Here is a 21,273-nt window from a genome sequence, read left to right on the forward strand (position 1 = left end):
GAGGATATTTAGGTAAGTAACACTGTCTTATTAAATTGCGATTAGGAGTGAATTTCCTTCAATCCGATGTCATTTTCTCCATTTAGGTCAATACTATTGACTTTTCATTCATCACGAGTCCTTTTACAAGCTCAACTCCAAGCCAAGAGTCTGCCCGCAAAGGGCCAGCCGAGGGAGAGCCAGGATGGCAAAGCAGCCTATGTTGAAATTCGTGACGGTCGACCGGGATATGCCCGAAAAGCGCACCGCCGAAACCCGCAAAGAAGATTTCAACGAAATCTACGCCGAATTTGCCGAACAAAAGGCAGCCGAGCAGTCTAGCCGCTGCAGTCAGTGTGGCGTGCCTTATTGCCAGTCACATTGCCCACTGCACAATAACATCCCCGATTGGCTTCGGATGACCGCGTCCGGTCGCTTGAAAGAGGCTTATGAGCTGAGCCAAGCCACCAACACCTTCCCCGAGATTTGCGGCCGCATCTGCCCGCAGGATCGTCTGTGTGAAGGCAATTGCGTGATTGAACAATCAGGCCACGGCACTGTCACCATCGGTGCGGTAGAAAAGTACATCACCGACACGGCATGGGATAACGGCTGGGTCGAAAAGATTACTCCGATTGCTGACCGTTCGGAAAAAGTGGCCATTATCGGCGCAGGTCCCGGTGGTCTTGCCGCGGCCGACGTGTTGGTGCGTGCTGGTGTAAAAGTCACTGTCTATGACCGTCATGACCGCGCGGGCGGGTTGCTGACCTACGGCATCCCCGGCTTCAAGCTGGAAAAAGACGTGGTCATGCGCCGCGTGAAACTGCTGGAAGATGCGGGCGTTACCTTCGTGCTGAATTGCAATGTGGGCGATGACATCACATTCCAAGACATCCGTGCGCAGAACGACGCAGTTCTGCTGGCCACAGGCGTTTACAAGGGCCGTGATCTGACCGGCCCCGGTGCAGGTGCCAAAGGTATCGTTCCCGCGCTGGACTATCTGACCTGTTCAAACAAGCTGAGCTTTGGCGACACTGTGCCAGAATATGACAGCGGCGAATTGAACGCTGAAGGCAAGAACGTGGTGGTCATTGGTGGTGGTGACACTGCGATGGATTGCGTACGTACAGCGATCCGTCAGGACGCCAAGTCCGTGAAATGCCTGTATCGCCGCGACCGTGCCAACATGCCCGGCTCGCAGCGTGAAACACAGAATGCCGAAGAAGAAGGCGTTGAGTTCGTCTGGCTGTCAGCCCCGAAAGGCTTCACCGGCGATCCAGTGAATGGCGTGATCGTGCAAAAGATGCGCCTTGGCGCACCGGATGCATCAGGCCGTCGCAGTCCGGAAGTGATCGAAGGCTCGGACTACACCGAAGACGCTGATTTGGTCATCAAAGCGCTGGGCTTTGAGCCAGAGGATCTTCCGACCCTCTGGGGCGAGCCCGATTTGCCCGTCACCCGCTGGGGCACTGTGAAAGCCACCTTCAACACCCATCGCACGGACCTTGATGGTGTCTGGGCCGTCGGTGACATCGTGCGCGGTGCATCGCTGGTCGTCTGGGCCATCCGTGACGGGCGCGAAGCCGGGGCGGATATCCTGGAAAGCCTGAGCCAAGCTGCTCAGATCGCGGCGGAGTAGGAACATGAAGGGACATTGCCTTTGCGGAGAGGTTCAAATCACATTTGAACCAGAGCATCAGGAACTTCACGCCTGCCATTGCGACATGTGCCGCCGTTGGGCCGGCTCAGCCTTTGTCGAGATTGACGCGAAACCGGGAACGGTAAAGGTCGAAGGACCTGTCAAAACCTACGCATCATCTGACTGGGCGGAACGGGCATGGTGTGACACCTGCGGGACGACGCTTTGGTATCGCCTCACGATCCCCGGATACGAAAACGTCTATTCTTTGTCGGCTGGGTTGGTCGACGACATGGGCGGTCTTGCCCTGACAAAAGAGATTTACATCGACCGAAAACCGGATGGGTTTGCCTTTGTAGGGGACCACATCAAGCAGACTAAAGCTGAAGTTGAGGCACAGTTTGCTTCCTTCGGTGAAGGAGAGCCAAAATGACCAAATACGATGAAAACTGGGTCCGCCGCGAAGAAGCCAAGCGGAAGTTCATGAACGAAAACAGCCTCTACCGCGAGGAAGAAGAGCACAGTTCCTGTGGTGTGGGTCTTGTGGTTGCAGTGGACGGCAAACCGACTCGCAAAGTGGTTGAGGCTGGCATCGACGCGTTGAAAGCAATCTGGCACCGCGGGGCTGTCGACGCTGATGGCAAAACCGGCGATGGTGCAGGCATTCACGTACAGATTCCGGTTCCGTTTTTCTATGACCAGATCCGTCGTACAGGTCACGAACCGCGCGAAGATCAACTGATCGCGGTTGGTCAGGTCTTCCTGCCGCGCACGGATTTTGGCGCACAGGAAACGTGCCGCACGATTGTGGAAACCGAAGTCCTGAAAATGGGCTACTACATCTATGGCTGGCGTCACGTGCCGGTGGACATCGATTGCCTTGGCGATAAAGCCAACGCCACCCGCCCTGAAATTGAGCAGATCCTGATCTCGAATTCAAAAGGCGTCGACGAAGAAACCTTCGAGCGCGAGCTTTACGTGATCCGTCGCCGGATTGAGAAAGCCGCCAGCGCCGCGCAGATCAACGATCTGTATCTTGCATCGCTGTCGTGCCGATCAATCATCTACAAAGGTATGATGTTGGCCGAACAGGTTGCGGTTTTCTATCCCGACCTGATGGACGAACGGTTCAAATCGACCTTCGCGATCTATCACCAGCGCTATTCGACCAACACATTCCCGCAGTGGTGGCTGGCTCAGCCGTTCCGCATGCTGGCCCATAACGGCGAGATCAACACGCTGAAGGGCAACCTGAACTGGATGAAGTCGCACGAGATCCGCATGGCCTCGTCCTTCTTTGGCGACCTTGCCGAAGACATCAAGCCGATCGTGCCAAATGGTTCGTCCGACTCGGCCGCATTAGATGCGGTGTTCGAGGTGATGGTGCGTGCCGGACGCTCTGCCCCGATGGCGAAAACCATGCTGGTGCCGGAAAGCTGGTCCAAGCAAGCCATCGACCTGCCGCAAGCATGGAAGGACATGTATTCCTACTGCAATTCGGTCATGGAACCATGGGACGGTCCCGCCGCCCTTGCCATGACGGACGGCCGTTGGGTTTGCGCGGGTCTTGATCGTAACGGCCTGCGCCCCATGCGCTATGTCGTGACGGGTGATGGTCTGGTTATCGCTGGGTCTGAGGCTGGTATGGTCCCGATTGACGAAGCATCCGTTGTCGAAAAAGGTGCTTTGGGTCCGGGTCAAATGCTTGCTGTCGATACGAAAGAAGGCAAGCTTTACCACGACACCGAAATCAAGAACAAACTGGCCGCAGCCCTACCCTTTGGAGAGTGGGTCGGCAAGATCAACGACTTGGAAGAAAGCCTGTCTCAAGTCGAAGAGAAACCCTTGTTTTCGGGCGATGAGTTGCGCCGCCGTCAGGTGGCAGCTGGCTACACGCTGGAAGAGCTGGAACAAATCCTGGCCCCGATGGCTGAGGACGGAAAAGAGACGCTGGCGTCCATGGGCGACGACACACCGTCGGCGGTGCTGTCGAATAAGTATCGTCCGCTTAGCCATTTCTTCCGCCAGAACTTTAGTCAGGTGACGAACCCTCCGATCGACAGCTTGCGCGAATTCCGCGTGATGTCTCTGAAGACGCGTTTCGGCAACCTGAAGAACGTGCTGGACGAAAGCGGCGCGCAGACGGAAATCATTGTGCTGGAAAGCCCCTTTGTTGGCAATGAGCAGTTCGTAAAACTAACCGAAGCGTTCAATTCTCCGATGACCGAGATTGACTGCACCTTCGCTGCTGGGGGTGACGAAAGCACTTTGCGGTTGGCGTTGGAAGACATTCGCGCCAAAGCCGAAGACGCAGTGCGTTCGGGTGCTGGTCACCTTGTGCTGACCGATCAGGGACAAGGTGATGGTCGCGTGGCCATGCCGATGATCCTTGCGACCTCGGCTGTTCACAGCTGGCTGGTCAAGAAAGGTCTGCGGACGTTTACATCGCTGAACGTGCGTTCGGCTGAATGCATTGATCCACATTACTTTGCTGTTCTTGTGGGCTGTGGTGCAACCACGGTGAACGCCTATCTGGCTGAAGATTCGCTGGCTGACCGTATCGAACGCGGCCTGTTGGATTGTTCGTTGACCGAAGCCGTTAGCCGCTACTGCGAAGCCATCAACCAAGGTCTTCTGAAGATCATGGCGAAGATGGGGATCTCGGTCATATCGTCCTATCGTGGCGGTCTGAATTTCGAGGCTGTTGGCCTGTCCCGTGCCATGGTTGCGGAATACTTCCCTGGCATGACCTCGCGCATTTCGGGCATCGGTGTGAATGGCATTCAAAGGAAACTGGAAGAGATTCACGCATCCGGTTTTGGCGGAGGCGACAAGGTGCTGCCGGTGGGCGGTTTCTACAAAGCGCGTCGTTCAGGCGAAACCCACGCATGGGAAGCGCAGTCGATGCACTTGCTGCAATCGGCCTGTGACCGTGCCTCGTTCGAGATGTGGAAACAGTATTCGGCAAAGATGCGGTCCAACCCACCAATCCATCTGCGTGATCTGTTGGACATCAAACCGATGGGCAAGCCCGTTCCGATCGAGGAAGTGGAAAGCATCAACGCGATCCGCAAGCGCTTTGTCACGCCGGGTATGTCGCTGGGTGCGCTAAGCCCCGAGGCCCACAAGACGCTGAACGTTGCGATGAACCGCATCGGCGCTAAGTCGGATTCGGGTGAGGGCGGCGAAGACCCCGCGCATTTCCACCCAGAACCCAATGGCGACAACCCGTCGGCGAAGATCAAGCAGGTTGCGTCAGGCCGTTTCGGTGTGACAGCCGAGTATCTGAACCAGTGTGAAGAGCTTGAGATCAAAGTCGCGCAGGGTGCCAAGCCCGGCGAAGGTGGCCAATTGCCCGGCATGAAGGTCACGGACCTGATTGCCCGTCTGCGCCACTCGACCAAAGGCGTGACGCTGATTTCGCCGCCGCCGCATCACGACATCTACTCGATCGAGGATTTGGCGCAGCTGATCTATGACCTGAAGCAAATCAATCCGCGCTGTAAGGTGACGGTCAAGCTTGTGGCCTCTAGCGGCGTCGGCACGATTGCGGCCGGTGTTGCGAAAGCCAAGGCAGACGTCATCCTGATTTCGGGCCACAATGGTGGCACAGGTGCATCCCCTGCAACCTCGATCAAATTCGCTGGTCTGCCGTGGGAAATGGGTCTGACCGAAGCGCATCAGGTGCTTGCGATGAACAACCTGCGCTCACGCGTCACTTTGCGGACTGACGGTGGTTTGCGCACAGGTCGTGACATCGTCATGGCCGCAATGATGGGTGCCGAGGAATATGGAATTGGCACCGCCGCATTGATCGCGATGGGCTGTATTATGGTGCGTCAGTGCCAGTCGAACACCTGCCCCGTTGGCGTCTGTACGCAAGACGAAGAGCTGCGCGGAAAATTCACCGGCGATGCCGACAAGGTAGTAAACCTGATCACCTTCTACGCCCAAGAAGTGCGCGAGATCCTGGCCGAGCTGGGCGCGCGTTCGCTGGACGACGTGATTGGCCGCGCTGATCTTTTGTCTCAGGTCAGCCGTGGGTCCGCCCATCTGGACGACCTTGACCTGAACCCGCTTCTGCTGGTGGTCGATGGCGCTGAAAAGATCGTGTACAACCGCGATCGCGATCGCAATGCAGTGCCAGACACGCTGGATGCCGAAGTCGTGCGCGATGCACAGCGTTTCTTGGAAGATGGTGAGAAGATGCAGCTTTCCTACACAGTGCAGAACACGCACCGAACGGTCGGCACGCGGATCTCGAGCCATATCGTGAAACGCTTCGGCATGCGCAACTCGCTTCAGCCCGATCACCTGACGGTGAAACTTCAGGGCTCGGCCGGGCAGTCGCTGGGGGCATTTGCGGCACCCGGTCTGAAAATCGAAGTGTCGGGTGATGCCAACGACTATGTCGGCAAAGGCCTGTCGGGCGGTACCGTCGTGGTGCGTCCTCCGCTGGTTAGCCCGCTCACCGCATCGGACAACACGATCATCGGCAACACGGTGCTTTACGGCGCCACCGACGGTTACTTGTTTGCTGCAGGCCGCGCGGGCGAGCGTTTCGCCGTGCGTAACTCAGGCGCCAATGTGGTGATCGAGGGCTGTGGCTCGAACGGGTGTGAATATACCACCGGTGGCGTGGCTGTAATTCTCGGCTCAATCGGCTCGAACTTTGGGGCCGGCATGACGGGCGGGATGGCTTATCTGTATGACCCGGACGGCGAAGCGCAGGACCATATGAATATGGAAAGCCTTGTGACTTGCCCTGTTGCGGTCGATCACTGGGAAGCCCAGCTAAAAGGCCTGATCGAACGCCACGCCGAGGAAACCCGCAGCCAGAAGGCAACGGAAATCCTACGTCACTGGGACAGCGAGAAACGCAACTTCCTGCAAGTCTGCCCAAAAGAGATGCTGAACAAGCTTCCAGCACCGCTTTCTCTGGAAGCCGACGCCATTCCGGCCGAGTAGCTCGACCTAAATTCACGACAAACGCCCGCCACTTGGCGGGCGTTTTCATTTTGGAACCGGTCTTGACCCGCACCCCCGCGACAGGTGAGAAAGACCCGTGGCACGAGCAAAAAAGAAACCAACCAAGACCAAGCGCAAGAAAAGCACAAAGACGCGCAAACCGTTTCAACCCATACAGTGGGTGAAGCGTTGGCTGTTTCGCGCTGTGATCGCCTGTGTGGCATTCTTCGCCCTTGGAATTGTGGGATACCTTTTCATCAATCCGCCAACCACGCCCTACATCATCTCGGAAAAGATGCGCTTGGGCGATATTGACCGGCAATGGGTGGATCTTGAAGAAATCGCCCCCGTGATGGCCCGATCAGTTGTTGCCGCCGAAGATGCGAATTTCTGTCGCCATTGGGGTTTTGATATGGGCGCAATCCGGGCTGCCATCGAAGATGGTGGGGCCCGGGGGGCTTCGACCCTATCGCAACAAACCGTCAAGAACACATACCTTTGGCACGGGCGGTCTTGGTTTCGAAAAGCTTTGGAAGCCGTGCTAACACCAGCGGTCGAACTGGTTTGGAGCAAACGGCGCATCATTGAGGTTTACCTGAACATCGCCGAATTCGACAAAGGCGTGTTCGGAGTGGAAGCCGCAGCGCGCCATTACTTCGGCGTTGGGCCAGACGAACTAACACCTGTGCAAGCTGGCCGATTGGCTGCGTTGCTACCTAACCCGAAAGAACGATCCGCCGCGCGACCGTCCCCTTTTGTACGCAAACGGGCCCAATCCATCGTGGAAGGGGCGGCTACGATCCGCGCGGATGGGCGATCAAGCTGCTTCGAGGATTGATCCCAACGCCCGTTCGGGGCAATACGGTTGAAACACCAAACTCAGAAGTTTCCAATGAACCGCCTATTCCACGTCCCGCTCTCTCCTTTCTGCCGCAAAGTGCGGCTGTCCCTTGCCGAAAAGAAGGTCGAGGTCGAACTTGTTGAGGAACGGTATTGGGAGCGCAGCCCAGAATTCCTGCGCCGCAATCCCGCAGGCAAAGTGCCCATCCTGAAAATGGACGGTCAACTTCTGACGGAAAGCGCGCCCATCTGCGAGTATTTGGAAGAGAAATACCCCGAACCCGCCCTTTTGCCGAAAGATCCCGAAGGTCGTTACGAAGTACGCAGGCTGGTCAGCTGGTTTGATGACAAGTTCCACAACGAAGTCACATCCAACCTGCTTTACGAGCGTGTGAACAAAAAGGTTATGGGCGCAGGTTACCCCGAAAGTCGCGCCATCAAGGCTGGGGCCAAGGCGATCAAGTATCACCTCGACTACATGGGATGGCTTTTGGATCAACGTCGCTGGCTTGCCGGGAACTCTATGTCGCTGGCGGATTTTGCAGCAGCTGCGCATTTGTCGTCGCTGGATTATATCAGTGATGTGGATTGGAACCGAAATTCCAATGTTCGAGACTGGTATGCCAAGATCAAATCCCGCCCAGCCTTCCGTTCGATCCTTGCGGACCAAATCTCGGGCTTTCCGCAACCGGCACATTACTCGGATCTGGACTTTTGACCTCGGGCGGCGGCAAGTCGCGCCGCTTACCACCGAAAGACAGCGCATCCCAAAAAGCTGAAATCGTCTCGCAGGCGCTGACCGAAGGGTTCGCAGCCGCACGTATCTGTACGCCGAACTCTGTCCCTGACATCGCCGAACGCCTTGAACAGTTCGTGGCCGACGGGCGTCACGGGGATATGGCGTGGATGGGTGATCGGATGAACTGGCGGGGAAATCCCGCAGCACTTTGGCCCGAAGCGAAATCGGTGATCATGCTGGCAGAGCCTTACACCCCCTCGCATGATCCGATGGCCGTTATCGGCCAAAAAGATCGCGCGGCAATTAGCGTTTATGCCCAGAACAAAGACTATCATGACATCGTTAAAAAGCGCCTGAAACGTGTAGGGCGCTGGATGATCGACCACTTTGGAGGCGAGATCAAAGTCTTCGTCGACACCGCCCCGGTCATGGAAAAACCTTTGGGGGCCGCCGCCGGGTTGGGGTGGCAAGGCAAACACACCAACCTTCTGTCACGCGAACTTGGAAATTGGTTCTTTCTGGGCGCGATTTTCACAACGCTTGATCTTCCAGCAGATGCGCCGGGTCAGGAAAACTGCGGCTCGTGCACATCGTGTTTGGACGCCTGCCCCACGGATGCCTTCCCCGCCCCGTTTCAACTGGATGGTCGGCGCTGCATTTCCTATCTGACGATTGAACACAAAGGGCCGGTGGATGAAGAGCTTCGCGCGAAGCTGGGAAATCGGATCTATGGCTGCGACGATTGCCTTGCCGCCTGCCCTTGGAACAAGTTCGCAGTAGAGGCCTCCGAAATACGCTATGCCGCGCGCGACGATCTGGTTGCGCCAAAACTGTCCGAACTGCTGACGCTTGATGACACTACTTTCCGTGAAAAGTTCTCGGGCAGCCCTGTCAAACGGATTGGCCGGAACCGCTTTCTTCGCAATGTCCTTTACGCGGTTGGAAATTCAGGCGACACGGCATTTCTGCCCATGTTAGAGCCTCATTTGGTCGATCCAGATCCTGTTGTGGCAGATGCTGCGGGCTGGGCGAAACAGCGGTTGATTGGTTAGATCAACTACCCCCGCCTTCAATTTCCATCCGAGATCTATTCATCCGATAGGCCCCCACAGCGGCGTTGATTCCGCTGGTCGCTTGCGATGCACGGTAAGGGCCAATGGTCGAAGCGCCGACAAGATACGTTACTGACATCTCATGCCCCTGAACGCGACTCAGCTTGACCTTGCCTTCAACACCTTTCGCTTCGAACGCGTTAGCTATCTTTGCGCCCAAAGCTTCGCTTGCTATCGCGTCTTCCGCCGGATCATATTTGATTAAGATAGTCAGCTCAGCCCCGCCAATTGAGGCCTGCTTTTCCAGCGCCGTTTTGGTAATGCCAAGAGGACGGATCGTTGGATCTTTGGTGACAGCATACCAAGTCAAAGCGGCCGCGGTGGGAAATACCACAACCAAAGTAACAGCGGTTAAAATTCGAAAGTTTCTAGACAGCAAAACGCCCGACCCCCTTGCGGTATCTGCAAGGTAAGGACCGGGCGTTCAAAATTCGTTAAGGCGTCTTAGCTTCTAACTAGCTTTTCGTAGCTTTCCGAAATGTCACGGGTCAGCGCACCCACTTCGAACATGTAGTCGCCGATCTGCCCAACGGGAGTAACCTCGGCTGCTGATCCAGTCAGCCAGCACTGTTCGAAATCAGCCAGCTCCTCGGGCATGATGTGACGCTCAATCACGTTGATGCCTTTTTCTTTCAGCATTCCGATGACGGTCTGACGCGTCAGACCATTCAGAATTGCATCAGGGATCGGAGTGTGAACTTCACCGTCTTTCACGAAAAAGACGTTTGCACCGGTCGCCTCGGCCACATAGCCGCGATAATCCATGAACAGAGCGTCCGAACAACCTTTGGCCTCGGCCGCGTGCTTGGACATGGTGCAGATCATGTAAAGACCAGCAGCCTTGGCGGCGGTCGGAATGGTTTCCGGCGACGGGCGCTTCCACTTGGCGATATCCAGCTTGGCACCCTTCATCTTGGCGTCGCCGTAATAGTCACCCCAAGCCCAAGCGGCCACAGCCATTCGGACAGGGTTCTTCGCGGAACTGACACCCATATCTTCACCGGCCCCGCGCCACGCAACAACACGCACATAAGCGTTGGTCAGGTCATTGGCCTCGACCACGGCTTGCTTTGCCGCTTCGATTTCATCCACTGAATAGGGGATCGGCATATCCATCATCTCGCCTGATTTCAGAAGGCGCTCCGAATGCTTGCGCGACAGAAAGATCTTACCGTCATACAGGCGCTCGCCCTCGAACACCGAAGACGCATAGTGCAGGGCATGGGACAGAATGTGGACGTTCGCATCGCGCCAATCGACCAGCTGTCCGTCCATCCAGATCTTGCCATCACGATCATCATATCCGCTCATGTTTCCGTCCTTTCCAGTTTTATGTCACCAGATGCCCTGGTGTATTTTTCCAATTGTTGCGCAAAATTGGTCCGCATCGGACATAATATTTCGCGAAATCCGCAAATCGCTAACAATTGATTCTTGGAAAGTCAACAACACTGACATAAAACTGGTACCTGTAACATGATTTGTGATGAGGTTTGTCATGAGTGACCGGCATTCTCCGGGGGGACAAAGCCTACTGTTCCTAACCGATGAGCAATTGCGCAAAGGCATCGAGGCGATGTTCTTTGCCTATCGTGGTTTTACCGCAGACCCCGATCGCATTTTGAACAAGTATGGATATGGCCGCGCCCATCACCGCGCGTTGCATTTCATCAGCCGCACGCCAGGCACCACCGTGAACAACCTTTTGTCCATTCTTGGGGTAACCAAGCAATCGCTAAACCGCGTTCTAAGAACCCTTATCGAAGACGAACTTGTGGATAGCCGTATCGGCAAACAAGACAAGCGCGAACGAAACCTGTTCCTAACCGACAAAGGCACATCGCTTGAAAAAGAGCTGTCGAACGCCCAGCGCGAAAGAATGCGACAAGCCTATCGCGAGGCGGGCCCAGACGCGGTACAAGGGTTTCGAACGGTCCTTGAGGCGATGATGGATCAAGACATGAGAAGACATTTCAACCGAATGAAAGATGTTGAACATGAGTGAAGCACCCGAGTCTCATCTGCTGATCATCGACGACGATGAACGCATTCGCGGTTTGCTTCAGAAGTTTCTGGTGCGCAATGGCTTTTGGGTCAGCGCCGCACGCGACGCGGCCCATGCCCGCAGGCTGCTAGCCGGTCTGGATTTCGATCTGATCGTGACAGATGTCATGATGCCGGGTGAAGACGGGATCAGCCTGACACGTTCCTTGCGTGAAACACTAACGACCCCGATCCTGCTGTTGACTGCAAAAGGTGAAACCGAAGACCGCATTAAGGGGTTAGAGGCCGGCGCAGACGACTATCTGGCCAAACCCTTCGAGCCGAAAGAGCTGCTTTTGCGAATCAATGCGATCCTAAGACGCGTTCCCACCACAACAGAAGACCAAAGCCCAAAATCCCTTGCGCTGGGCGACAAGACCTATGACGTCGAGCGTGGAGAGCTGTGGCAGGGGGAAACCTTAGTGCGGCTAACGGCGACGGAACAAAAACTGATGCAGATCTTTTCGTCGACCCCGACTGAGCCGGTCAGCCGAACCTCTCTGGTGGAACAGTTAGGCCGTGATCAGGGGCAGGCGCAGGAACGCGCGGTGGATGTGCAGATCACACGGTTGCGCCGCAAGCTGGAAGCCGACCCGAAACAGCCACGATACCTGCAAACGGTACGCGGGGCGGGGTACATGCTGGCGCCGGACTAAACCTCGGTCATTTGATATGTGCTTCGCATTCCGGGGGAAGTACATAGGTCCAGTCCTGCGCAAGGAACGCGGGGGTCTTAACGGGGATCACCTTTACGGGTCCATCTTGGCCCTTTGAGACTTCACCCTTTCCGGTCAAAAAGTTCAGATCACAGCTGCCGCTATCCTCTAGGTTCAGCGTATCATACCAACGATAGGTATAGCCCACGACCCGCATCGCGCCATCACGCCAGGCAACGGTATGGGTCTGCTCCCAACGGTTTCGACCAATAGAACTGTTGTGGGCGATCACTTGAAGCGACCCGTGCGGGGTGATCTTCAGGGACGGTTGCTGACCAATCCCGCCGACCCAGATAATGTTCTGCACCCAAATGGTTTCCAAACCATCGCCCAGTTTCAAAAGAAGATCGGCTTGGCCCCAGCCACCGAACTCGATCACCGCAACGTGGTCAGCAATGCCATCCTTGTTGAAATCACCGGTAACTTGGGTTGCAAAACCGTCTGCCCAAACGGGCGCTGCGACGAGTAGAAGCGGTAAGGTCAAACGCATGGAACACTCCCTTGTTGTCCCCACACTATTGCCCTAGCGTCGGCGCATGACAACTTTGCTCTACACGCACCCCGTTTGCTTTGACCACATCACGCCCCCGGGACACCCGGAACAAGTGGCCCGGTTAGAGGCGATCGAAACCGCCCTTTCCGCCCCGAACTTTCAGTCTCTCGTCCGGCACGAACCGCCCGTTGCGTCCCTTGATCACGTACGCCTTGGACATTCCCGCGCCTATTTCGAACGTATTGAGAATGCGCAACCTGTTGATGGATGGGCGCAGTTAGATGGCGACACATTCATGGCCCCCGGATCGTTCGAGGCCGCATTGCGAGCCATCGGGGGCAACATTGAAGCCGTTGATCGCGTTATGGCGGGTGACGCACAAAATGCCTTTGTCGCCTGCCGCCCACCCGGTCACCACGCCGAAAAAGCTACGCCGATGGGGTTTTGTCTTTTCTCGACCGTCGCGATTGCCGCGATTGAAGCCGCTAATACACATGGTTTGGACCGTATTGCTGTGCTGGATTTCGACGTACACCACGGCAACGGAACGCAGGATGTGTTGTGGCATGAAAGCCGAGTGCGGTTCGTCTCATCCCACCAGATGCCGCTTTATCCCGGCTCCGGCGGCATCCATCAAAAGGGTGCGTTTGGTCAGGTGATCAACATCCCGCTTGAAGAGGCAACCGGCGGCGAAGTGATGCAAGAGGCTTGGGAAAAGGTCATTTCCGATGAAATAGAGCCTTATGAACCGCAATTGGTGCTGGTCTCTGCCGGGTTCGACGCCCACCGACGCGACCCTCTGGCAGGCCTTCAATGGGAAACCGAGGACTTCGCGTGGCTTGCCCATCGTATTTGCGACCTTGCGGATAAATGCTGTGATGGACGGGTGGTATCGTCTCTTGAGGGCGGTTATGATTTGGAAGCCCTTGGCGATAGCGTCGGGGCCTATATCAATGTGATGATGGAGCGGGGCGCATGAGCGACAAACCAGTAAGCGAAATGTCCTTTGAAGAGGCGATGCGGGAACTTGAAACCGTGGTTGGCCAGCTGGAACGCGGCGATGTCGCACTTGAGGATTCGATCAAGCTTTATGAACGCGGGGCCGAGCTGAAGGCGCGCTGCGAGATGAAGCTGAAAGAAGCCGAAGAAAAAGTTGCCGCGATCACGCTGGATCAGAATGGCAACCCAACCGGCACCACTCCTGTCGAAGGGCAGTAAATGTTCAAGACACGTCTGGACGAAACCGCCCGCGCTGCGCGGGCGCATCTGCACGCCGCGATTGATACCAAAGGCGCTTTGGCTGAACCCATGCGCTATGCGACGGCGGGCGGCAAAGGCTTGCGTGCGTTTCTGGTGATCGAAGGGGCCCGCTTGCACGGCGTGTCAGAATCCCGTGCGCTCTGGCCGGCAGCCGCGATCGAGGCCATTCAGTCCTATTCGCTGGTTCACGATGATCTTCCCTGCATGGATGATGACGACCTGCGGCGCGGTCTGCCAACCGTTCACAAGAAATGGGATGACGCCACTGCCGTTTTGGTCGGCGATGCGTTGCAAACACTGGCGTTTGAATTGCTGACCCATGACAACGTTGGTGACGCCCGCGTGCCGCTTATTTCCTCGATGGCTCACGCGGCTGGCCAGTTGGGTATGGTTCACGGGCAGGCTTTGGATATTGCTGCTGAAACAGCCGATACACCCCTGACGCTTTCGGAAATTACCGAACTTCAAGCGGGCAAAACTGGCGCTTTGATCAGGTGGTCGGGTGAAGCTGGCGCAGTACTGGCCGATGCAGATATCACCCCTATGCGAGACTATTCCACCGCACTTGGCTTGGCTTTCCAGATTGCTGACGACATTCTAGACGTAGAAGGCGATGCAGTCGCCGTCGGTAAGGCTGTCGGCAAAGATCAAGACGCTGGAAAGGCGACTTTCGTGTCTCTTCTTGGGCTGGAAGCAGCAAAAACCCGCGCAAAAGAACTTGTAAATCAAGCATGTGACGCACTTTCCCCCTATGGTGAAGACGCCGATACCTTGCGAGAGGCCGCCCGCTTCGTTATCCAGCGAGACAGGTAGCCCTAAGCCAACCGAGTTTATTAATGGCCGACAGACCCGAGACACCTCTTCTTGACCGCATAACGGTCCCTGCCGACATGAAACCCTTGTCGGACCGCGAGCTTGAACAACTGGCGCATGAGGTGCGGGCCGAGACGATTTCCGCCGTATCGGAAACCGGCGGACATTTGGGCGCAGGACTTGGTGTGGTCGAACTGACCGTTGCATTGCATGCAGTATTTGACGCACCCAAGGATCGGATCGTCTGGGACGTGGGTCACCAGTGCTATCCACACAAAATTCTGACCGGGCGCCGCGAACGCATTCGCACGCTGCGGATGGAGGATGGCCTATCCGGTTTCACCAAACGCTCTGAAAGCCCATTTGACCCCTTCGGGGCCGGGCACAGCTCTACCTCAATCTCGGCAGCTCTTGGATTTTCGGTCGCCCGCGACCTTGGTGGCGCACCAGAACACGGGATCGGCGACGCTGTGGCCGTAATCGGTGACGGATCAATGTCTGCTGGTATGGCGTTCGAGGCAATGAACAACGCAGGTCATCTGAACCGCCGCCTGTTTGTTATCCTGAACGACAACGATATGTCGATCGCCCCACCTGTGGGTGCGCTGTCCAGCTATCTCAGCCGCCTTTATGCCGAAGAGCCCTTCCAAGAGCTGAAAGCCGCCGCCAAAGGCGCGGTTAGCCTGCTGCCGGAACCGTTCCAGGAAGGCGCGCGCCGCGCGAAAGAAATGGTCAAATCGATGACCGTCGGCGGTACTCTGTTCGAAGAGCTGGGCTTTTCATATGTCGGTCCGATCGATGGACACGATATGGACAGCCTTCTATCTGTCCTACGTACCGTGCATGACCGTGCAACCGGGCCGATGTTGATCCACGTGATCACCAAGAAGGGCAAAGGATACGCACCTGCCGAGGCTGCGCGCGACCGTGGCCACGCCACCGCCAAGTTCGATGTGGCCAGTGGTAAACAGCAAAAGGCACCGTCAAACGCACCCAGCTATACGTCGGTCTTTGGGAACGAACTGGTACGCCTTGCCACCGAAGACGACAAAGTCTGCGCCGTGACCGCCGCGATGCCGGACGGTACAGGATTGAACCCGATGGCCGAACGCTATCCATCGCGTTGTTTCGACGTCGGCATTGCCGAACAGCATGGCGTGACATTTGCCGCCGGGTTGGCGGCAGGCGGGATGAAACCATTCTGCGCCATGTATTCGACCTTCCTTCAGCGTGGCTATGACCAAGTGGTGCATGACGTGGCGGTTCAACGCCTTCCCGTGCGCTTTGCCATCGACCGTGCCGGCCTTGTCGGCGCGGATGGCGCAACCCATGCTGGATCGTTCGATATTGCCTATTTGGCCAACCTGCCGGGCATTGTCGTGATGGCCGCCGCGGACGAGGCTGAACTGATGCACATGATCGCCACGGCCCATTCGATCAACGATGGTCCTTCGGCCTTCCGTTATCCACGCGGCGAAGGCGTTGGCATTGATTTGCCGGAGAAAGGCGAAGTGCTTCCCATCGGGAAAGGCCGCATCGTGCGCGAAGGTGCGCGCGTCGCGATCCTGTCGTTCGGCACCCGCCTGTCAGAAGTCGAAGCCGCCGCCGAAGCGTTGTCGGCCCGGGGGATCACCCCAACCGTCGCAGACGCTCGTTTTGCTAAGCCTTTGGACCGAGATCTGATCATGTTGCTTGCGGAAAACCACGAAGCGCTGATCACCATCGAAGAAGGTGCAATCGGCGGCTTTGGAAGTCACGTGGCCCAGCTTTTGGCCGAAGAAGGTGTGTTCGATCGCGGGATTAAGTTCCGCTCGATGGTGCTGCCTGACACGTTCATTGATCATGCATCCCCTGCCCGGATGTATGAAGAGGCCAAGCTGTCCGCCAAAGACATCGAAGCCAAGGTTTTGGACGTTTTGGATGTCGCGCAGATCAGCGAAAAGCGGGCCTAACCTTCGGTTTTTAACAATGCAGCCAACCCGTCTTGATAGGTTGGATAGCGCAGCTTCACTCCCAGCTCTTCCTTGATACGGTCATTTCGCACGCGTTTTGATTCCGCATAGAAACTGCGGGCCATTGGAGTCATCTCGGCGTCCTCAAAATCCTCTGATGGTGGCGTGGGCAAGCCAAGAAGCTTGGCCGCATGCTCTAACACATCTTCGGGCGGGGCCGCGTTGTCATCACACAGGTTATAGATCCCGCCGGGATTGGGTTGCGCGATCGACGCTGCCAGAACCTGTGCAATGTCTTCCACATGGATGCGCGAAAACACCTGATCCTTCTTGATGATCCGTCGCGCTGTACCCTTGCGCACCTTTGCAAACGGGCCGCGACCGGGGCCGTAGATGCCCGCCAGCCTGAAGATGTGCAGGGGCAGACCAGCCTCATCAGCCAATTCCTGCCAAGCGGCCTCGGCCGCAACACGCTGTTGCCCGCGTTTGGTTGATGGCGTTAGTGGTGTATCCTCATCCACCCAACCGCCCTGATGATCCCCGTAAACGCCAGTGGTGGACAGATATCCGACCCATTCTAGTTGCGGGGCTATACGGGAAATATCTTCTCTAACCTGGCGTAAAACTGGATCTCCATCTGCATCGGGCCCTGCCGAGATCAACAGATGTGTGGCGCGTGTCAGAGGCTCGGCTATATCCGATCCCGGCCACAGAACCACATCCGGACCCGCTTCACGCGAAGTTCCTATGGTGGTGAAATCATCAGCCAATTCACGCGCCAATGCGCGCGCCGAATAGCCGTAGCCAAATACGAAAAGAGTCTTTTTCATAGGCGCAGTATCCAAAGGATTTCAGGATTTGAAAGCCCAATCTGCGCCAGCGCGTTTTGGGGTTGCGCTAACATCGGATTTCAGAACAATTGGTTCATGGAAAACCCAACTTTCAAAACATGGCCTGAAAGCGCGGCGCGTTTGATTGCAGTCGCAGCTGGACGCGAGGCTGCTGACACCGTCATTCAGGGCGGCCGCGTCGTGAATGTCCACACCCGCGAGGTGCTGGATTGGCAGGTTGCGATGGCCGATGGGCGGTTTGCCTATGTTGGCCCGGATGCCAGCCACTGTATCGGCCCTGAAACGCAGGTGATCGACGCCGCAGGCCAATACCTGATCCCCGGCCTTTGCGATGGGCATATGCATATCGAAAGCGGCATGCTGACCCCGGCCGAGTTTGCGCGCGCTGTCATTCCACACGGTACCACCACGATGTTCACCGACCCGCATGAGATCGCGAATGTGCTGGGACTTGAAGGCGTGCGTTTGATGCACGATGAGGCTCTAATCCAGCCTGTTAGCATCTATATGCAGATGCCGTCCTGCGCGCCCTCTGCGCCGGGGTTGGAGACCACTGGCTTTGAAATCACCCCAGAAGATGTGGCCGAGGCGATGACATGGCCCGGTATCATCGGGCTGGGCGAGATGATGAACTTCCCCGGCGTGATCAACGGTGATCCGAAGATGCTGGCCGAAATGGCCGCCACCCAGTGCGCCGGAAAGACCATAGGCGGGCACTATGCCAGCCCCGATCTGGGCCCGAATTTCCACGCCTATGTGGCGGGTGGCCCGGCTGATGACCATGAAGGCACGTGTGAAGACGATGCCATTGCCCGAGTGCGTCAGGGGATGCGCTCCATGATGCGACTTGGGTCTGCTTGGTTTGATGTTGAAAAACAGATCACAGCCGTGACCGAAAAGGGCATGGATCCACGCAACTTCATCATCTGTACCGATGATTGCCATTCAGGCACCTTGGTTGAAGAAGGCCATGTGAACCGCGCATTGCGTTATGCGATCAGCTATGGATGCGATCCATTAATCGCGTTGCAGATGGCGACGATTAACACGGCCACTCATTTCGGGTTAGAGCGTGAATTAGGCTCTATTACACCCGGAAGACGTGCTGATTTGATCTTCACTGACGATTTGACATCCCTTCCGATTAGTCGCGTTTTCGCGCGTGGTGTCAGTGTAGCTGAGGGCGGAAAGATCTCCGTCGATTGTCCGCATCTGGACTGGCCCGACCACGCAAAGGCAACCATGCATCTGGGCAAAACCATTGTGCCTGATAACTTCATCGTAAAAGCCCCGGAAGGCGCAAATTCGGTGACCGCCAAAGTGATTGGCATCGTTGAAAACCAAGCCCCCACAAAAGCGCTGATCCGAGACCTCGGCGTCTCTGACGGCGTCGTGCAGACGGATGAAGCGCAGGACGTCGCACAGGTTGCTCTTGTCGAACGACACAAAGGCACGGGCGGCGTGGTGAACGGGTTCGTAAATGGGTTTGGATATAAAGGCCAGATGGCCATGGCCTCGACCGTAGCGCATGACAGCCACCACATGATTGTGGTCGGTACATCGCACGATGACATGGCGCTGGCGGCCAACCGGCTGGCTGAAGTCGGCGGCGGTATGTGTGTCTATCAAGACGGAAAAGAACTTGCCTTGGTTAAACTGCCCGTCGCGGGCCTGATGTCTGACGAACCCGCCACCGAGGTGGCCGAGAAAGCCAAAGGCATCATTGATGCAATGGAGGCCTGCGGCTGCACACTGAACAATGCATCAATCCAGCACAGCTTTTTAGCGCTGGTCGTCATCCCAGAGTTACGCATCTCTGATCTGGGGTTGGTGGATGTGACGAAATTCGAACTGACCGATTTGTTGAAGGATAATTGATGACCCCAAGTGCACCCTCGATCCCTGTCGTAAGCCCCGGAAACGGCTCTTACGAAGTTTTCACCGATCCTGAATCGGCCGTTGAGCGTCTTAAAACGCTCTATGATGATGCATGTGCCTTTTTGTGCGACGCGTTTGAGCAGAATGCGACCGGTGAACAACCGCCGACGCGGTTTCGCGCGTTCTATCCAGAAATTCGCCTGACCACGACCAGCCATGCACAAACCGATAGCCGTTTAAGCTTCGGCCATGTCTCAGCGCCCGGCAATTATGCCAGCACAATCACCCGCCCGGATCTTTTCGAGGGTTATTTGATCCAGCAAATTGGCCTGTTGATGGATAACCACAGCGTACCCGTTCAGGTGGGTTACTCAACCACACCCATTCCGGTGCATTTCGCCGTTTCGCGCAATCCTGATATTTCGGTGCCACAAGAAGGGGCGATGACCTATCCGCTGCGTGATGTCTTCGATGTGCCCGATTTGTCGACCACCAATGACGACATTGTAAATGGTGTGGCCAAACCCGATGAAAGCGGCGCGAACTCTCTGGCGCCGTTCACTGCTCAACGCGTGGATTATTCACTGGCCCGTCTGTCACATTATACGGCGACGATGCCTGAGGATTTTCAGAACCACGTGCTGTTCACGAACTATCAGTTCTACGTAGAAGAGTTTGAGGCATACGCCCGCAAGATGTTGGCCGATCCGAACAGTGGGTACGACTCTTTTGTGGGGCCCGGCTATCATCGGATCACCAACGCGGACGAAGATTTACCAGTTCCGCCGAAGCTTCCACAGATGCCCAGTTATCACCTGACCAGACCAGACGGATCGGGGATCACTTTGGTGAACATTGGTGTTGGTCCGTCCAACGCGAAAACAGCGACCGACCATATTGCGGTCTTGCGCCCCCATGCATGGCTGATGGTTGGGCATTGTGCCGGGCTTCGCAACAGCCAGCGATTGGGCGACTTCGTTCTGGCCCATGCCTATCTTCGCGAAGACGGGGTTCTGGATGACGATCTTCCGATCTGGGTGCCAATCCCTCCACTTGCCGAAATCCAGATTGCGCTTGAACAAGCCGTGGCAAAAGTCACCGAATACGAAGGGTTCGAATTGAAGCGCATTATGCGGACGGGCACCGTTGCGACTTTGGACAACCGGAACTGGGAACTGCGCGATCAGCGCGGGCCGGTTCAACGCCTAAGCCAATCCCGCGCCATTGCATTGGATATGGAAAGCGCGACGATCGCCGCCAATGGTTTTCGGTTCCGCGTGCCCTATGGCACATTGCTTTGTGTCTCGGACAAACCACTGCACGGCGAGCTTAAGCTGCCCGGCATGGCGTCAGATTTCTACAAGACGCAGGTGGCACGTCATTTGCAGATCGGAATTCACGCAATGGAGTCCTTACGAGACATGCCAATCGAGCGGATTCACAGTCGTAAACTTAGAAGTTTCGAGGAAACTGCCTTCCTCTAAACAGGGGCAGAATAGCCCTTTGGCGGTAATTTCCGACCTGACGCAGGGTCAACCACGCTATTTTTTGGCGAAAAAGCGCTATTTCCTAGGGAAAACGGGCCAACAAACGATTGTGTCGTACCGCTACATACAGTTAAATGCCCGCAATGAAGCCCAACAAATGGGCAATTGTGAGGAGTGTTATACATGTCGAAACCGATGACTAAGACCCAACTGGTTGCCGCTCTGGCAGAAGAAATGGGTTCGGACAAGAAGTCCGCAACTGGTGCCCTGGAAGGTATCATCAACATCATCACCAAAGAAGTTTCGGGCGGTGGTGCTGTGACCCTGCCTGGCGTTGGTAAAATCTACTGCCGCGAGCGTCCGGCACGCATGGTGCGCAACCCCGCCACCGGCGAGCAGATCCAGAAAGAAGCCGACAAGGTCGTGAAAATGACCATCGCCAAAGCGCTGAAAGACAGCGTGAACGGCTGATCTGGTCACAAGGGGCCTTGCCCCGCTGCCAG

The 21,273-nt window shown here is 56.3% G+C and carries 19 protein-coding genes; 15 read left to right on the plus strand and 4 right to left on the minus strand.

Annotation, left to right across the window (positions count from 1 at the left end):
* Positions 1-184: 184 nt before the first annotated feature.
* The 6 genes from AC0L6A_RS00780 (at position 185) to queG (ending at position 9,217) form a co-directional block, all read left to right on the plus strand.
* Positions 185-1,618 carry an NAD(P)-dependent oxidoreductase gene (locus AC0L6A_RS00780; RefSeq protein ID WP_473291566.1) on the plus strand — a complete coding sequence of 478 codons (1,434 nt, stop codon included), beginning with the start codon at positions 185-187 and terminating at the stop codon, positions 1,616-1,618.
* 4 nt (positions 1,619-1,622) lie between these two features.
* Complete coding sequence (locus tag AC0L6A_RS00785; RefSeq protein ID WP_473291568.1) at positions 1,623-2,051, plus strand: GFA family protein; 429 nt, start codon at positions 1,623-1,625, stop codon at positions 2,049-2,051.
* Positions 2,048-6,586: a glutamate synthase large subunit gene (gene gltB / locus AC0L6A_RS00790; RefSeq protein WP_473291569.1), complete on the plus strand. Its 4,539-nt coding sequence runs from the start codon at positions 2,048-2,050 to the stop codon at positions 6,584-6,586. Before AC0L6A_RS00785 ends, gltB begins: the two co-directional genes overlap by 4 nt.
* Positions 6,587-6,683: 97 nt before the next feature.
* A complete protein-coding gene (mtgA, locus tag AC0L6A_RS00795; RefSeq protein WP_473291570.1) occupies positions 6,684-7,424 on the plus strand; it encodes a monofunctional biosynthetic peptidoglycan transglycosylase in 741 nt (246 codons plus the stop codon).
* Between the two features lie 54 nt (positions 7,425-7,478).
* Entirely contained in the window at positions 7,479-8,144 is a 666-nt protein-coding gene (gene fzlA, locus AC0L6A_RS00800) for an FtsZ-binding protein FzlA (RefSeq protein ID WP_473291572.1), read from the plus strand.
* Entirely contained in the window at positions 8,141-9,217 is a 1,077-nt protein-coding gene (queG, locus tag AC0L6A_RS00805) for a tRNA epoxyqueuosine(34) reductase QueG (protein WP_473291573.1), read from the plus strand. The genes fzlA and queG overlap by 4 nt, the downstream gene beginning before the upstream one ends.
* A gap of 1 nt (position 9,218) precedes the next feature.
* Here the strand turns inward: queG and AC0L6A_RS00810 are convergent, their stop codons facing one another.
* The gene (locus tag AC0L6A_RS00810; RefSeq protein WP_473291574.1) at positions 9,219-9,611 is read right to left on the minus strand and encodes a hypothetical protein; all 393 of its coding nucleotides are present in this window, start codon (positions 9,609-9,611) and stop codon (positions 9,219-9,221) included.
* A 110-nt stretch (positions 9,612-9,721) separates the two neighbouring features.
* Positions 9,722-10,588 (minus strand): branched-chain amino acid aminotransferase, encoded by an 867-nt coding sequence (locus AC0L6A_RS00815; protein ID WP_473291576.1) that lies wholly within the window; start codon positions 10,586-10,588, stop codon positions 9,722-9,724.
* 187 nt (positions 10,589-10,775) lie between these two features.
* Between AC0L6A_RS00815 and AC0L6A_RS00820 the strand changes: the two genes are divergently transcribed.
* Complete coding sequence (locus AC0L6A_RS00820; protein WP_473291578.1) at positions 10,776-11,282, plus strand: MarR family winged helix-turn-helix transcriptional regulator; 507 nt, start codon at positions 10,776-10,778, stop codon at positions 11,280-11,282.
* Positions 11,275-11,976 carry a response regulator gene (locus tag AC0L6A_RS00825; protein ID WP_246928681.1) on the plus strand — a complete coding sequence of 234 codons (702 nt, stop codon included), beginning with the start codon at positions 11,275-11,277 and terminating at the stop codon, positions 11,974-11,976. The genes AC0L6A_RS00820 and AC0L6A_RS00825 overlap by 8 nt, the downstream gene beginning before the upstream one ends.
* A gap of 7 nt (positions 11,977-11,983) precedes the next feature.
* Here AC0L6A_RS00825 and AC0L6A_RS00830 read toward each other — a convergent pair whose 3' ends face one another.
* Positions 11,984-12,526: a hypothetical protein gene (locus tag AC0L6A_RS00830; RefSeq protein ID WP_473291580.1), complete on the minus strand. Its 543-nt coding sequence runs from the start codon at positions 12,524-12,526 to the stop codon at positions 11,984-11,986.
* Positions 12,527-12,572: 46 nt separating this feature from the next.
* Here AC0L6A_RS00830 and AC0L6A_RS00835 point away from each other — a divergent pair, with 46 nt between their 5' ends.
* Genes AC0L6A_RS00835 through dxs form a run of 4 tightly spaced genes read left to right on the plus strand, consistent with a single transcriptional unit; the run spans position 12,573 to position 16,554 of the window.
* Positions 12,573-13,508: a histone deacetylase family protein gene (locus AC0L6A_RS00835; RefSeq protein ID WP_473291581.1), complete on the plus strand. Its 936-nt coding sequence runs from the start codon at positions 12,573-12,575 to the stop codon at positions 13,506-13,508.
* On the plus strand, positions 13,505-13,747 hold the full coding sequence (locus AC0L6A_RS00840; protein ID WP_246928684.1) for an exodeoxyribonuclease VII small subunit: 243 nt from the start codon (positions 13,505-13,507) through the stop codon (positions 13,745-13,747). The genes AC0L6A_RS00835 and AC0L6A_RS00840 overlap by 4 nt, the downstream gene beginning before the upstream one ends.
* Complete coding sequence (locus AC0L6A_RS00845; protein ID WP_473291583.1) at positions 13,748-14,602, plus strand: polyprenyl synthetase family protein; 855 nt, start codon at positions 13,748-13,750, stop codon at positions 14,600-14,602.
* A gap of 23 nt (positions 14,603-14,625) precedes the next feature.
* On the plus strand, positions 14,626-16,554 hold the full coding sequence (gene dxs / locus AC0L6A_RS00850) for a 1-deoxy-D-xylulose-5-phosphate synthase (protein WP_473291584.1): 1,929 nt from the start codon (positions 14,626-14,628) through the stop codon (positions 16,552-16,554).
* Here dxs and AC0L6A_RS00855 read toward each other — a convergent pair.
* Positions 16,551-17,384 carry an SDR family oxidoreductase gene (locus AC0L6A_RS00855; protein WP_473291586.1) on the minus strand — a complete coding sequence of 278 codons (834 nt, stop codon included), beginning with the start codon at positions 17,382-17,384 and terminating at the stop codon, positions 16,551-16,553. The two genes, dxs and AC0L6A_RS00855, sit on opposite strands and share 4 nt — an antisense overlap.
* Positions 17,385-17,480: 96 nt before the next feature.
* On the opposite strand from AC0L6A_RS00855, the gene ade reads away from it, so the two are divergent.
* From ade to AC0L6A_RS00870, 3 genes are all read left to right on the plus strand, one after another.
* On the plus strand, positions 17,481-19,283 hold the full coding sequence (gene ade / locus AC0L6A_RS00860; protein ID WP_473291588.1) for an adenine deaminase: 1,803 nt from the start codon (positions 17,481-17,483) through the stop codon (positions 19,281-19,283).
* Positions 19,283-20,767, plus strand: coding sequence for an AMP nucleosidase (locus AC0L6A_RS00865; RefSeq protein ID WP_473291589.1), 1,485 nt, complete (start codon positions 19,283-19,285; stop codon positions 20,765-20,767). Before ade ends, AC0L6A_RS00865 begins: the two co-directional genes overlap by 1 nt.
* A gap of 186 nt (positions 20,768-20,953) precedes the next feature.
* Positions 20,954-21,241, plus strand: a complete 288-nt coding sequence (locus tag AC0L6A_RS00870) for an HU family DNA-binding protein (protein ID WP_246934261.1) — start codon at positions 20,954-20,956, stop codon at positions 21,239-21,241.
* The last annotated feature ends 32 nt before the right edge of the window (positions 21,242-21,273 follow it).

It is taken from the genome of Aliiroseovarius sp. D2-2, assembly GCF_055809455.1.